12 protein-coding genes and 1 tRNA gene are annotated in these 13,234 nt (G+C 65.0%); 6 read left to right on the forward strand and 7 right to left on the reverse strand.

Features of this window, described 5'->3' with window-relative positions; translation table 11 throughout:
* Positions 1–24: 24 nt before the first annotated feature.
* On the reverse strand, positions 25–1,209 hold the full coding sequence (locus IZU87_RS08690; protein ID WP_213114267.1) for an NAD(P)/FAD-dependent oxidoreductase: 1,185 nt from the start codon (positions 1,207–1,209) through the stop codon (positions 25–27).
* A 164-nt stretch (positions 1,210–1,373) separates the two neighbouring features.
* On the opposite strand from IZU87_RS08690, the gene IZU87_RS08695 reads away from it, so the two are divergent.
* Positions 1,374–2,309, forward strand: coding sequence for a TIGR01777 family oxidoreductase (locus IZU87_RS08695; protein ID WP_213114268.1), 936 nt, complete (start codon positions 1,374–1,376; stop codon positions 2,307–2,309).
* Between the two features lie 20 nt (positions 2,310–2,329).
* Here the strand turns inward: IZU87_RS08695 and IZU87_RS08700 are convergent, their stop codons facing one another.
* The 3 genes from IZU87_RS08700 to IZU87_RS08710 all read right to left on the reverse strand — a co-directional run bounded on the left by IZU87_RS08700 (position 2,330) and on the right by IZU87_RS08710 (position 7,247).
* A complete protein-coding gene (locus IZU87_RS08700) occupies positions 2,330–3,091 on the reverse strand; it encodes an RluA family pseudouridine synthase (protein ID WP_213114269.1) in 762 nt (253 codons plus the stop codon).
* Positions 3,092–3,308: 217 nt separating this feature from the next.
* Positions 3,309–6,251, reverse strand: a complete 2,943-nt coding sequence (gene rapA / locus IZU87_RS08705) for an RNA polymerase-associated protein RapA (protein WP_213114270.1) — start codon at positions 6,249–6,251, stop codon at positions 3,309–3,311.
* 138 nt (positions 6,252–6,389) lie between these two features.
* Positions 6,390–7,247: a TlpA disulfide reductase family protein gene (locus IZU87_RS08710; RefSeq protein WP_213114271.1), complete on the reverse strand. Its 858-nt coding sequence runs from the start codon at positions 7,245–7,247 to the stop codon at positions 6,390–6,392.
* Positions 7,248–7,445: 198 nt separating this feature from the next.
* Here IZU87_RS08710 and IZU87_RS08715 point away from each other — a divergent pair, with 198 nt between their 5' ends.
* A complete protein-coding gene (locus tag IZU87_RS08715; RefSeq protein WP_043335981.1) occupies positions 7,446–7,706 on the forward strand; it encodes a hypothetical protein in 261 nt (86 codons plus the stop codon).
* Positions 7,707–7,741: 35 nt separating this feature from the next.
* Here IZU87_RS08715 and IZU87_RS08720 read toward each other — a convergent pair whose 3' ends face one another.
* The 3 genes from IZU87_RS08720 to ispB form a co-directional block, all read right to left on the reverse strand.
* Positions 7,742–7,972, reverse strand: coding sequence for a hypothetical protein (locus tag IZU87_RS08720; protein WP_213114272.1), 231 nt, complete (start codon positions 7,970–7,972; stop codon positions 7,742–7,744).
* 136 nt (positions 7,973–8,108) lie between these two features.
* Positions 8,109–8,185, reverse strand: a tRNA-Pro gene (locus IZU87_RS08725).
* A gap of 242 nt (positions 8,186–8,427) precedes the next feature.
* Positions 8,428–9,417, reverse strand: coding sequence for an octaprenyl diphosphate synthase (gene ispB / locus IZU87_RS08730; protein ID WP_131432825.1), 990 nt, complete (start codon positions 9,415–9,417; stop codon positions 8,428–8,430).
* A gap of 283 nt (positions 9,418–9,700) precedes the next feature.
* Here ispB and rplU point away from each other — a divergent pair, with 283 nt between their 5' ends.
* The 4 genes from rplU to proB all read left to right on the forward strand — a co-directional run bounded on the left by rplU (position 9,701) and on the right by proB (position 13,010).
* Positions 9,701–10,012 (forward strand): 50S ribosomal protein L21, encoded by a 312-nt coding sequence (gene rplU, locus IZU87_RS08735; protein ID WP_213114273.1) that lies wholly within the window; start codon positions 9,701–9,703, stop codon positions 10,010–10,012.
* A gap of 33 nt (positions 10,013–10,045) precedes the next feature.
* Positions 10,046–10,303, forward strand: a complete 258-nt coding sequence (rpmA, locus tag IZU87_RS08740; protein WP_043335969.1) for a 50S ribosomal protein L27 — start codon at positions 10,046–10,048, stop codon at positions 10,301–10,303.
* A 125-nt stretch (positions 10,304–10,428) separates the two neighbouring features.
* Positions 10,429–11,625, forward strand: coding sequence for an Obg family GTPase CgtA (gene cgtA, locus IZU87_RS08745; protein WP_043335967.1), 1,197 nt, complete (start codon positions 10,429–10,431; stop codon positions 11,623–11,625).
* Positions 11,626–11,846: 221 nt separating this feature from the next.
* Positions 11,847–13,010, forward strand: coding sequence for a glutamate 5-kinase (proB, locus tag IZU87_RS08750; RefSeq protein ID WP_502711605.1), 1,164 nt, complete (start codon positions 11,847–11,849; stop codon positions 13,008–13,010).
* Positions 13,011–13,234: the final 224 nt, after the last annotated feature.

Raw genomic sequence — 13,234 nt, forward strand, 5'->3', positions numbered from 1 at the left:
GCGATGAGGGGTCGCGGCAGCGTATCAGCTGTCGGCGAGGGTGTTGAGCAGCTGTTCGGCTACCTCGTGTCCTGACAGCCAGGCGTCCTCGACGCGCGGGCCACGCAGGGCGTCTCCGGCCAGCCATAGCCCGGATGTCCCCTGGCCATAGCCCTTCTGGTCATAGACATTGTGGACATGGCCATTGTGGCCGGCTGCCGCTGAGGTCTGCGGCAGCGTCTGGGTCGGGTGAGCGTAGCGCCAGCGATGCGCCGTGAGGGTGACCTTGCCCTGGCTCCAGCCCGGCGCCAGCTCGCGGAGCTCGGGCAGTGCCTCGAAGGCCTGCCACAGCAAGGTCGCGACTTCCTGTGGCGACTTCTCCAGATTCGCTCGGCTCCAGCCGGCGGTCGCCAGTAGGCTCAGGGTCTCCCGGGCATGTGTCGGTGGCTGGCGGCCGGGACGCGAATGCTGGCGCATCACGCAGCGCAGCGGGCCATCATCACCGCGGCTGACCAGCAACCCTTGCCAGTCGGCGTCGCCCCCCAGCGCGGGTAGCGGCGTCTCCAGAGTGGCCATTAGTGTCCAGGTCGGCGCCATCTCCACCTGCGCCAGCGCCTCACTCAGGGCCGGGGCCAGCGAGTCCTCGGCGAGCGCCGCCCCCTGGGCGTCGGTGCCGGCCGTGCTCAGCAGGGCGCGTGCCTGCGGCGCCGGTGCGCTGATCACCACGTGATCGAAGGGGCCGTGCTGATCACCGTCGCTGTCCTCGAGTCGCCAGCGCTTGCCTGATGCTGTGCCTTCGTCCGCGATCAGGCGCGTGATGCGCGTTTCGCTGTGCAGGCTGGCGTGGGCCGGCAGCTGTTCACTGAGGTGGCGGCTCAGGGCGCTCATGCGCGGACTGGCTACGTAGCGGGTGGAATCATCGCGCAGCCGCTGCCATTGGCTCTCGTCAGATGGCGACTTGCCGAGGCTCAACAGTCTCTCACCCCAAGTTGCGACGACGCCTGCGGCCCGCCACTGCTCGAGCGCGGACTGGAAGCGTGGATCACGCGCCGTGAAGTATTGCGCGCCGATGTCGATGGGGCCTTCGCTCGTGCGGCGACTGGCCAGGCGTCCGCCGGGGCCGCGTGCCTTCTCGAATATCGTCACCGCATGGCCCTGTGCGGCCAGTCGGGTGGCGGCGGACAATCCGGCGATACCGGCACCGATGATGGCGATGGACGATACTGGCATCTGGAGGCGACTCCTGCGCGGGCGGTGTTCAGGGGGGGGCGGGTCGTCATGTGACCCGACAGCAGATACGCTAAAGTTAACTTCTTGTGCATAATTGTACAATGTAAGTATAGATTTATGGCGGAAGTCGGCACACTCGATGCTTCATCGCCGAGGAGGGCAACATGCGAATATTGATAACAGGTGCAACGGGGTTCGTCGGCCAGGCGCTGTGTCAGTCACTTGCCGCGGCGGGCCACTCGCTGGCGGTCGTATCGCGCCGCCCGGAGCGTGCTGAGCGCCAGTTTGCCGACCTGGGGCTGACGGTGGTCGCGGCGGATTCGTCACTGGCCTTCAAGGATTGGCAGCCTGAGGGCATCGTCAATCTGGCGGGGGAGTCGATAGCCGGGCGGCGTTGGAGCGAGGATCACAAGCGTGAACTGCGCCGTTCGCGGCTGGAGACCACCGAGCATCTGGTGATGCTGTGTCAGCAGTTGGCCGCCGAAGGCCATCCACCGCAGGTGATGGTGTCCGGCTCGGCGATGGGCTATTACGGCGCACAGCCCAAGGCGGGCGAGCCGGACGATGTCGAGATCGACGAGCAGGCGACGCCCTACGACGATTTCAATCATCGCCTGTGTCGTGACTGGGAGGCAGCCGCCATGCCCGTCACCGAATACGGCGTGCGGCTGGCCATCATCCGTACTGGCCTGGTGATGGAGGCCGATGGCGGCACGCTGGCCAAGCTGCTGACGCCCTTCAAGCTCGGGCTCGGGGGGCGGCTGGGTGATGGGCGCCATTACATGCCGTGGATCCACCGCCACGACATGATTCGCATCATCGAGCGTCTGCTGGCGGATGACAGTCTCAGCGGTGCCTTCAATGCCAGCGCGCCGCATCCGGTCACCAACATGGGCTTCACCCACGCTCTGGCCCGCGGTCTGGGGCGTCCGGCGATTCTGCCGCTGCCGGCCAAGGCGCTTGAGCTGGGGTTGGGGGAGATGAGTACCCTGCTGCTGGAAGGCGCCCGCATGGTGCCGGCGCGTCTGCTGGCTGCCGGCTTCACCTTCGACTACCCGACCCTCGACGTGGCCTTCGCCGATATCCTGTCACGCAAGTGAGCCTTGGCAGCAAGGCGACGCTAGAAGGGCAGCGGCGCTTCCAGCACCAGTGGCGGTGCCTCGCTGTCGCTGGCTGGCGGAATCACCAGGCGCGCTGCATGCAGTAGCAGGCGCGGGCTGGCATTGAGTGCCGCCCCGCGCGCATAGAAGCCATCGCCGATGATCGGATGGCCGAGCGCCAGCATATGCAGGCGTAGCTGGTGTGAGCGCCCGGTATGCGGCGTCAGCGCTACACGACTGGCGGCGAGGGTCTGAGGCGTACCATCCGGGCGCTGGCCCTCGAGCGTCAGACGCTGCTCGACCCGATAATGCGTCAGGGCCGACTTGCCATGCGTGAAGTCGACGATCTGACGCGGGCGGCGTGGCCAGTCACAGCGCAGCGGCAGGGCGATACTGCCCTCGCCGGGCGTGAGATGCCCTGCCACCACGGCCAGGTAGCGTTTCTCGATGGTGCGCGACTGGAAGAGCCGCGACAGCCGCCGCTGGCCCTCGACGTTGCGCGCCACCAGCAGCACCCCGGAGGTCGCCACATCCAGACGGTGCACGGCGCGGGTATCGTCGCTCAGCTGGCACAGGCGCGAATGGACACTGTCGAAGCGCGACGGATCACGCCCCGGTACCGAGGGCAGCTCGGCCGGCTTGTCGATGGCCCACCAGTCATCGCCCGCCGCCAGCAGCGACAGCCCCACCTTCGCGACACGCTCGCCTTCCTCGGCCAGGCGCTCTCCCTGCCAGCTCTGCCCTGACGCTGTCTCGTCGCTCTCTGGATATGATCTCGCCATGAGGGTGCTCTGTAGTAATGAAACGATAGGATGAAACGAAAAGGGTGAAGCGTAAGTGACGGACCGCGGGTGTGGCACGCAAGCGATGGCATCGTCGCGGCCGCTGGTCGATCTGGCAAGTCCAGCGGGCCATTGTCGCTGGCGCACACGGCAAAACGCCCCACCTGCCGGTGGCAGATGGGGCGTTTCAGGTGCATCACTGACGACTGCGGTCAGCTCAATGCTCGTGGGCATCCACGGTGACGATGACGCGCACGCTGTCCAGGCGCAGACGGGTGGTCTCGATGGCGCCATCCAGCGCGGCACGCTCCTGACGCAGCGCTTCGAGCTCTTCCTCGCGCACGGCCGGGTTGTGGCTGGCCAATGCTTCCAGGCGCGCCAGTTCGGCACTGAGCTGCTCGCGCATCTGCTGCTGGGCCTGCTCGACGATGGTCGGCAATTCGCGCTCGGCTTCCTGCTCGGCATCGCTCATCAGCTTGCGCAGCGTGGCGTGGCTCTGCTTGATCAGGTCGCGCGCGACCGCCTTCTTGACCGGCTTGAGGTTCTTGGCCAGTCCGCCGAAGGACACCTTGTCGGACAGGTTGCTGCCGGTTTCATCCAGCAGGACACGGATGGCGGTCGGCGGCAGGAAACGGCCCAGACGCAGGCCGCGCGGCGCGGTGGATTGGGTGCGGAAGACCACTTCCGTCATCAGGCGGCCACCGGGAATCGCCGGGTGCTTGAGCAGCGCCAGCGCGGTGTTGCCCATCGAGCCGTCCAGGATACGGACCAGCATCTCGCGTACCAGCGGGTGCTCCCACGACAGGTGCTGCACGTCTTCGCGTGACAGCGCGGTGGCGCGGTCACTGGTGACGCTGAAGCCTTCCTCGCCCTTCACCAGCCCCGGCAGGCCGTCGAGCATGTGCGGGCCCGGTGCCAGATAGGTGATGCCGTCGCCGAGGTCCCGGCTCTCGATGCCGAAGATGTCGAAGGCGCGCTCCAGATAGCCGGGCAGTGCCTTGTCGTTGTCCAGCGTCTCGATGGCGGCGATGACTTCCTCGGCGCGCTCGTGACGGCAGGCATTGAGTTCCAGCAGGCGGTTGCGGCCGGACTGACGCTCTTCCTGCAGGGCATCGAAGCGCTCGCGGGTCTGCTCGATGATGCTGTCGATCTCTTCGCTGTCGAGCAGGGCTTCTTCCAGCTCGTCGCCGAACTGGGCGTAGAGCTCGCTGCCGATGCCGTGCGGCGCGCTGAAGGCGTCCATGCCGTCACGGTACCAGCGCAGTAGCTGGGCGCCCGGCGAGCCTTCGAAGACCGGCACGTGGATCTCGATCGGGAACTGCTGACCGATGCGATCCAGACGCCCGATGCGCTGTTCGAGCTGGTCCGGATGTACCGGCAGGTCGAACATCACCAGGTGGTGACAGAACTGGAAGTTGCGACCTTCCGAGCCGATTTCCGAGCACACCAGCAGCTGCACGCCTTCCTCTTCGGAGGCGAAGGCCGCGGCGGCGCGGTCGCGCTCGACCAGGCTCATGCCCTCATGGAAGACCGGTGCATGCACACCGCCCAGCACGCGCAGGCCTTCGGACAGCTCACGCGCGGTATCGGCGGTATGGCAGATCACCAGCGCCTTCTCGTTGCCGAGGTCGGTCAGGGTTTCCAGCAGCCACATGACGCGCGGGTCGATCTGCCACCAGGGCTCCGCGTTCATGCGGTCATCGGGCAGGGCGCGATACATCTCGTCGAGGAACAGCACCACCTCGGGGTGGTTCATGCCGGTCTCGATCAGCAGATCATCGAGATAGTCCTCGTCACGCTCCAGCTTGCGCACCACGCGACGGTAGGAGGAGGGCAGCTCAAGCTCATGGACGTGCAGGCGACGCTCGGGGAAGCCGGCGACATGGGTGCGTGAGTTGCGGAACATCACGCGGCCGGTGCCGTGGCGGTCGAGCAGCTGGTCGCGCAGCTGGCGACGCGCGCTGTCGCGCTGGGCATCGTCGGCATCGCTGTCCATCAGGGTGTCGAGCAGGGCGCGGCTGTCGCTGTCATCCAGCACGCTGGCGAGGCTGTCGAGACCGGACTGATCGGCGGGCAGCGCTTCCAGGGCATCGATGGCGCTGGCGACGGCCACATAGCCCTGTTCCTCGGCCTTGAAGCGCTCGATGTCGTGATAGCGCTCCGGGTCGAGCAGGCGCAGGCGCGCGAAGTGGCTCTCGAGCCCCATCTGCTCCGGTGTGGCGGTCAGCAGCAGCACACCGGCGGTCTGGCGAGCGAGGGATTCGACACAGGCGTAGCCCGGGCCGACCTTGTCTTCGCTCCAGTCGAGGTGGTGGGCCTCATCGACGATCAGCATGTCCCAATCGCAGGCGGCAGCCTGGACCTGACGCGACGGGTTGGCGAACAGCCAGTCCTGGCTGGCCAGAATGATCTGGTTGCCTTCGAAGGGGTTGCGCGTGCCGTAGGCCTTGCACTGCTCCTCGTCGAGCAGCGAGACATCCAGCGCGAAGCGGCGCAGCATCTCGACCAGCCACTGGTGGGTCAGGCTCGCCGGTACCAGGATCAGCGCTCGGCTGGCGCGGCCGCTGAGCAGCAGGCGGTGCAGGATCAGGCCGGCTTCGATGGTCTTGCCGAGGCCGACTTCATCGGCCAGCAGTACGCGCGGCGCGTGACGGCGCGAGACTTCATCGGCGATGTAGAGCTGGTGCGGCACCAGGTCGACCTTGGGGCCGGACAGGCCCAGCGCCGGGCTCTGCTCGACACGATGGAAGTGGCGCAGGGTGCGGTAGCGCAGGTCGAACCAGTCATTGCGGTCGACCTGGCCGGTCAGCAGGCGATCACGTGCCTGATTGAACTGCATCTTGTCGTTCAGACGGGCTTCGGGAAGCTCGATGAGCTCGCCGGCATGCTCGCCGCTGCGCTCACAGATGTAGACGATCTGGCCGCGCACTTCCTTGAAGTCATCGACGATCAGCCATTCGCCATCGTCGGACTGGATGCGGTCGCCATTGCCGAAGGCCACCCGGGTAAGGGGCGCTTCGCGCAGACTGTAGGTGCGGGTTTCTTCGCTGGCGGCAAAGAGCACGGTGACGGTGCGGAAGTCGACATTGAGGATGGTGCCAAGGCCGAGATCAGCCTCGCCGTCACTGATCCAGCGCTGACCGGGAATGAAGTCGCTCATGAAGCCTCGGGGTAGGACAAAGACGGGAATCGGGAATACAGGGGCGCGGTATCTTACCGGATCAGACGCCGTGGCTTAAGCGCCTTTTCTTGCGGCGAGCGTCTTTGTCGCACCGAGCGAGGCCCCCAGGGTGTCGCACTATGGCCGTGACGCCGGTAGCAGGGCGTCCAGCTGGGCGCGGCTCAGCTCGCCGATATGACGCTCGATCAGCTGTCCGTCGCCATCGAAGACGAGGGTCGCGGGCAGTCCCTGCGCCTCGGCCAGCGCCATCAGTTGCATGGCGGGGTCGAGCAGCGCGTACTCGAGCGTCAGCTGTTCGCTTTTCAGAAAGCGGGTCACCGCCAGTGCCTGCTCGCCCTGATTGGCGAGTACCACGGTGACGCCGGGTCTCTGATCGGCCTCCGCCAGCAGTGGCATCTCGCGTCGGCAGGGCGGGCACCAGGTGGCCCATAGATTGACGATCACGCGTTCGTCCCGGATGTCATTCAGCGCGACGGGGCGGCGGTCCAGATGATTGAGGGTGATGGCAGGCATCGCCTCGATGGCGGAGGCGTTGCCCAGCGGGTCGAGTTGCTTGAGGCCGAGGAAGGCGGTCAGCCCCAGCGTCAGACTGCCCAGCGCGATGACCTGGCGAATCGCGCCATGCCGGCGCAACAGCCACAGGCTGGCCAGGGTCGCGACCAGCATGCCGCCGAACAGGTGGTAGCCCGGTTGCCACAGCTTGAGGATATCCAGCGGTGCCTGCTGATAACTTGCCCAGTGCAGCGCGACATGAGTGAGGCGCGCGCCGATCACCCAGCTGACCAGCATGCGATTGAACCAGCGCGAGGGGCTCAGCGGGGGAGAATCGTGAGCGGGCGCGGTCGTGCCCCTGGCGTGCATGCGTGCCAGCAGACGAATCAGCAGCGAGAACTCGATCAGCATCACCAGGGCTGCCACGAAGGCATAGAGGCGTTCGACGGAAATCAGGGCAGGGCCCAGGGCGATGGCGTCCATGCGTTTATCCTCTGGCGGTGTCCGGGGGAGCGTTCAGGGCAGCAATACCTGTCGGCCACTGTATGTGGCAAGTGCTTGGCAAACGCTCGGCAGGCGCTGCAGTCGCGAGGCTCGAGTATGCGATAATCGACGGACTTCGACATCCACGCCTCGCGCTGAGCATTGCTCTGCCGCCGAGGACGCTGCAAGGATATCCCCATGCTGTCACATCATTATGACCGTAGCCGTGCGATCGCCGTTGCCAGTCAGGCCAGCGGCCTGATCGCCATCGTCGCGCTGGAGACCTGGCTTGGCGATGCCGCCCGCCCTTGGCAGGGGCTGGTATTCGCCCTGATGCTGGCCTTCGGTCTCGGCCTTGCCCTGCGCAGTTACTACCTCAAGCAAAAGGCCCGCCGCGACCGTGAACGTGCTGGTCGCGAGCGGGCCCGCAAGGCGAGTGACAGCTGGATGTCCGACTGACTCGCCGCTCGATATGGTTCAGTGCGCGCTATGAGTCAGTAACTCTGCAGCCGGTAGCCGTCGCGCTCCATGCAGTATTTCAGCAGTGTCTGCTTCTCGTTGGCGGACTTGTCGGTCAGGCCAAGCTCGTACTGGCAGCCCGCATAGGTATTGTGGGCTTGTGTGCTGTTGGCGCCGGGCTTTTCCCATTGCGCACGTGGGGTGGCGCAGGCGGAGAGCAGTGAGGTCAGCAGCAGGGACAGCAAGGCAAGACGCAGTGTGTGCATGGGGCATCCTGAGGGATGTAGCGCGTTGGGGAGTGCGTCGCAGGCGCGAGCAAGCAGAAGGAAGCTTGTGAGGTAGGAAAAACCTTCCAGCATCAAAAAAGCCGCTGATCAGTGATCAGCGGCTTTTTCATATATCTGGTCGGAGTAGCAGGATTCGAACCTACGACCTCTGCCTCCCGAAGGCAGCGCTCTACCAAGCTGAGCTATACTCCGATGCGTCGTGAGCTTGTCTCGACGGAGGTGAATTATACGCAGGCAGCTTTGCTTTGCAAGCCCTTGAGGTCAAAAAGTTTTATCTGAGTCTCAAGGGGCAATTCCGCTGCCGAGAAGCGCGCTTCTCTTCACCTCATCCTGCCAGCGTTTCTCGCCACGCTGGCGGGGGTTTTCTGCTGTCATGATGGACTGACGGACCCACTGACTGATGACCTGCCAGGCAGGCCATCGTCATGCGGGTATCAGGCCTGGCGGCCAACGCTCAACAGCGCGATGCGCTCGAGGCTGTCGCGGAATTCGCTCTCCGGCAGTGCCTTGAGCTCGCTCAGGGCGTTGTCGGCCATCTCCTGGGCGCGGCTGCGGGTATAGTCGAGGCCGCCCGTGAGGCGCACCACTTCCAGTACCTCGTCGAGCTGCTCCAGCCCACCTTTCTCGATGGCGCCGCGCACCAGACTGGCCTGCGCCGGGCTGCCGACCTGCATGGCGCGAATCAACGGCAGGGTCGGCTTGCCTTCGGCCAGGTCATCACCGACGTTCTTGCCCATGGTCTCGGCATCGCCCTGATAGTCGAGCAGATCATCGATCAGCTGGAAGGCGAGGCCCAGGTAGCGGCCATAGTTCTGCAGCGCGCTGACCTGTGCCGGGGTCACGGTGTCGTCGGTTTCCCTGGCCAGAATCGCGCCGGCATGTGCGGCCGCCTCGAACAGCATGGCGGTCTTGCCGTGAATGGTCTCGAAGTAGGCGGCTTCATCAATGTCGGCATTGCCGATATTGGTCAGCTGCAGGACTTCCCCTTCGGCGATGGTGCAGGTGGCAGCGGAGAGAATCGCCATCACGTCCATCGAGCCGACTTCGACCATCATCTGGAAGGAGCGCGAATAGAGGAAGTCACCGACCAGCACCGAAGGCGCATTGCCCCAGGTGTCATTGGCGGTGGAGCGGCCACGGCGCAGGCTGGATTCATCCACGACATCATCGTGCAATAGGGTCGAGGTGTGCATGAATTCGATCAGCGCGGCCAGATGAACGTGTTTCTCGCCTTGATAGCCCAGCGCGCGGGCTGCCAGCAGCACCAGCACCGGGCGCAGGCGTTTGCCACCACTCTGGATGATGTACTGACCGATGGTCTGGACCAGCGGCACGCGCGACTCGAGCTGCGCGAGGATGGTGCGGTCGACGGCGGCGAAGTCATCTGCCACTGCCGCGTGAAGGGTCGATGCGTCGGCTTGCATGAGATCGTCGTGCCCGTAGCGAGAGGTGAGGCCGCCGTGGCGTGCCGTTTGGCGGTAATGCTATGGGGCACCCCTATGGCCGTCAAGGCGTGCACCCGCGCAAGGACGCTGGCTGGCGGCCGATTGGTCGCGTAAACCTTGACATTGCTTGTCGGTCGCGGCACGTGGCGCTATAATACGCGGCCGTGACTCATCCCGCTCCCTGTCAGATGGCTCCAGAAGGGGCGCCACTCGCAGCAGGCCACCCAAGAGCACACCCTTGATGAGTCCGATGGAGAGAATCATGTACGCAGTTATCAAGAGCGGTGGCAAGCAGTACCGCGTTCAGGAAGGCCAGACCCTGAAGCTCGAGAAGCTTGAAGTCGCGACTGGCGAAGCTATCCAGTTTGACGAAGTCCTGATGGTCGCTGAAGGCGACGACATCAAGGTCGGCGCTCCGCTGGTTGAAGGTGCCAAGGTTTCTGCCGAGGTCGTGTCTCACGGCCGTGGCGACAAGGTCACCATCATCAAGTTCCGTCGCCGGAAGCACTCCATGCGTCGTTCGGGCCACCGTCAGTGGTTCACCGAAGTCAAGATCACTGGTATCTCTGCTTAATTGCAGCGCTACCCACCATAGGAGAATTATCCAATGGCACATAAGAAGGCGGCGGGCTCTACCCGCAACGGTCGCGATTCTGAATCCAAGCGCCTTGGTGTGAAGCTGTTCGGTGGCCAAGCGGCTATCGCCGGCAACATCATCGTGCGTCAGCGCGGCACCCGTTTCCACGCTGGTACTGGCGTCGGCATCGGCAAGGACCACACTCTCTTCGCGCTGGCCGACGGCCACGTGAAGTTCGAGACCAAGGGTCCGAAGAACCGCAAGTTCGTCAGCATCGTTTCTGCCTGAAACGTCTGACAGCTTACGCAGACTGCTCGATGCCCCGGTGTCGCATGGCAGTCTGCAAGGAAGCCCCGCTCAGGCGGGGCTTTTTTGTCGCATGACGGCCCGGGTCGTCGTCAGGAGAGAGCAGCATGCAGTTCCTTGATGAAGCGTCGATCATTGTAGAGGCCGGACGTGGCGGCAATGGTTGCCTGAGTTTTCGCCGTGAAAAATACGTGCCGCGCGGTGGTCCCGATGGGGGCGACGGCGGGCACGGCGGCAGTGTGTACCTGATCGGGGATGACTCGCTCAATACCCTGATCGACTTCAAGTTCCAGCGCTACTATCAGGCGGAGAGCGGCGATGCCGGTCAAGGCCGCCAGATGGCAGGCAAGGCGGGCGAGGATCTGATCGTCAAGGTGCCGGTCGGCACCACCGTGATCGACGAGGAAACCCTCGAGATCATCGGTGACGTGACGGAAATCGGTCAGCTGTTGCTGGTCGCGCAGGGCGGGCGTCGTGGTCTGGGTAACATCCACTTCAAGTCCTCGACCAACCGCGCGCCGCGCCAGACCTCCAAGGGAACCTGGGGCGAGCGTCGCAACCTGCGCTTCGAGATGAAGGTGATGGCAGATGTCGGTCTGCTCGGCATGCCGAATGCCGGCAAGTCGACGCTGATCCGCGCCGTCTCCGCCGCCAAGCCCAAGGTCGCCAACTACCCGTTCACCACCCTGGTGCCGAACCTCGGTGTCGTGAAGATCGGTAGCCACCAGCACTTCGTGATGGCCGATATCCCCGGTCTGATCGAAGGCGCTGCTGACGGCGCTGGCCTGGGTCTGCGCTTCCTCAAGCACCTGACGCGTACGCGCCTGTTGCTGCACGTGGTGGATATTGCGCCCTTTGACGAGAGCGACCCGGCCTATGCGGTCGAGGCGATCCTCAAGGAGCTCAAGAACTTCTCCGCAGCACTGACGGAGCTGCCGCGCTGGCTGGTGATCAACAAGATCGACCTGCTGCCCGAGGACGATCGCGACGCGATGGTCAAGGACCTCGTCGAGCGCCTGGGCTGGGAGGGCGAGCTGTTCGTCGTCTCCGCGGCCAGCGGTATCGGCACTCAGGAGCTGGTGCAGGCCGCTCACCGCTGGTTGGGCGAGCAACGCCTGCAGCTGGCGGAAGATCCGGAAGCTGCCGAGGCACATGCCGCCTTGCTGGCGCGCATGGAGAACGAGTCGCTGGAGCGCGCTGAAGAGCGCCTGACACGTCGCAAGCGCAAGAAGGATGACGAAGAAGAGGACGATGACGACTTCAATGACGACGATTACGACGTCGAAGTCGAATACGCGCCCTGAGGTATCAGTTCGTCCGGTGGCTGTCCTGCGCGGCAGCCACCGAGTGACGAGCGACCCGCTTCGCGATTCACGCCCCGCCCCGAACCTCATGGTTTCGCGGCGGGGCGTTTTCGTTGTCGGGGCCGGCGAGGAGTGATGACAGCGGGCGGGCGGGAGCAGACAATGGCAAGCAGGGAGGCAGAGCCTGCCGGGCGAGGGATTTCATGACAGGAGAGAGCACGGTGTCGGAGCAGAAGGTGGCGGAAGTGGCGGAACTGGGCAGTCAATCGGGGCGCGAGACCTTGGCCAATGCACGACGCGTGGTGGTCAAGATCGGCAGTGCGCTGCTGACCGATGACGGCCGCGGGCTGGATGATGCCGGTATCGGCCGTTGGGTCGATCAGATCGCGGCGCTGCACGCGCGGGGTGTCGAGGTGATCGTGGTGTCCTCCGGGGCGATCGCCGTTGGCATGTCGCGGCTGGGCTGGTCGGCTCGCCCCAGCGGCGTGCATGAGCTGCAGGCGGCAGCGGCGGTCGGTCAGAACGGCCTGACCCAGTGCTATGAAGAGCATTTCCATCGTCATGGCCTGACCACGGCGCAGATTCTGCTGACTCACGATGACCTCTCCAACCGCAAGCGCTACCTGAATGCACGCTCGGCGCTGCGCACCCTGGTCGACCTGCGGGTGGTGCCGGTGATCAACGAGAACGACACCGTGGTCACCGACGAGATCCGCTTCGGCGACAACGACACCCTCGGCGCGCTGGTCGCCAACCTGCTCGAGGCCGATGCGCTGTTGCTGCTCACCGATCAGGAAGGCCTCTATGATGCCGACCCGCGTCATGACCCGGCGGCCAGCCTGATCGAGGAAGCCCAGGCCGATGACCCGATACTGGTCAAGGTGGCCGGCGGTGGCGGCGTGCTCGGGCGTGGCGGCATGGCGACCAAGGTGCGCGCGGCGCGTCTGGCGGCGCGCAGTGGCGCATTGACCGTGATCGCCTCTGGTCGTCAGCCCGAGGTCATCACCCGGCTGGCTTCCGGTGAGCGCTTCGGCACGCTCCTCTTGCCGGAGCATGCGCCGATCGCGGCGCGCAAGCGTTGGATCGCGGGGCAGCTGCAGGTGCGCGGCACCCTGACGCTGGATGCCGGCGCCGTCAGTGTGTTGACCACGCGTGGCTCCAGCCTGTTGCCGGTGGGCGTCAGGAAGATCGAGGGCGCCTTCAAGCGCGGTGATCTGGTGCAGTGCGTCGATGAATCCGGTCAGCGCATTGCCAAGGGCCTGGTGAATTACAGCGCCGAAGATGCCGGGCGGATTCTCGGCCTGCCCAGCCATCAGATCGAAGCCACGCTGGGCTATATCGAGGCGCCGGAACTGATCCACCGCGACAACCTCATCGTGCTGTAGCACCCATGAGGCCTGCTTCCTGGCTCTGTGCCTGGGGCAAGCTCAGACTGGCGATATGCGCTCGGGTCATGCTAGACTCTGCCGTCCTGTCGGGTGCTGGTCCGCCCCGATGGCGAAGGTTTGACGGGGCTTCCACGTCAAGTCGCTGATTTCTCGAAAGTCTTCACTTCAGTGTCGAAAGGCGAGAGATGATCGGACTCGCTGTCGCGGTGCGACAACGTCTT

Source organism: Cobetia sp. MC34 (assembly GCF_018340035.1).
Classification (GTDB): Bacteria; Pseudomonadota; Gammaproteobacteria; order Pseudomonadales; family Halomonadaceae; genus Cobetia; species Cobetia amphilecti.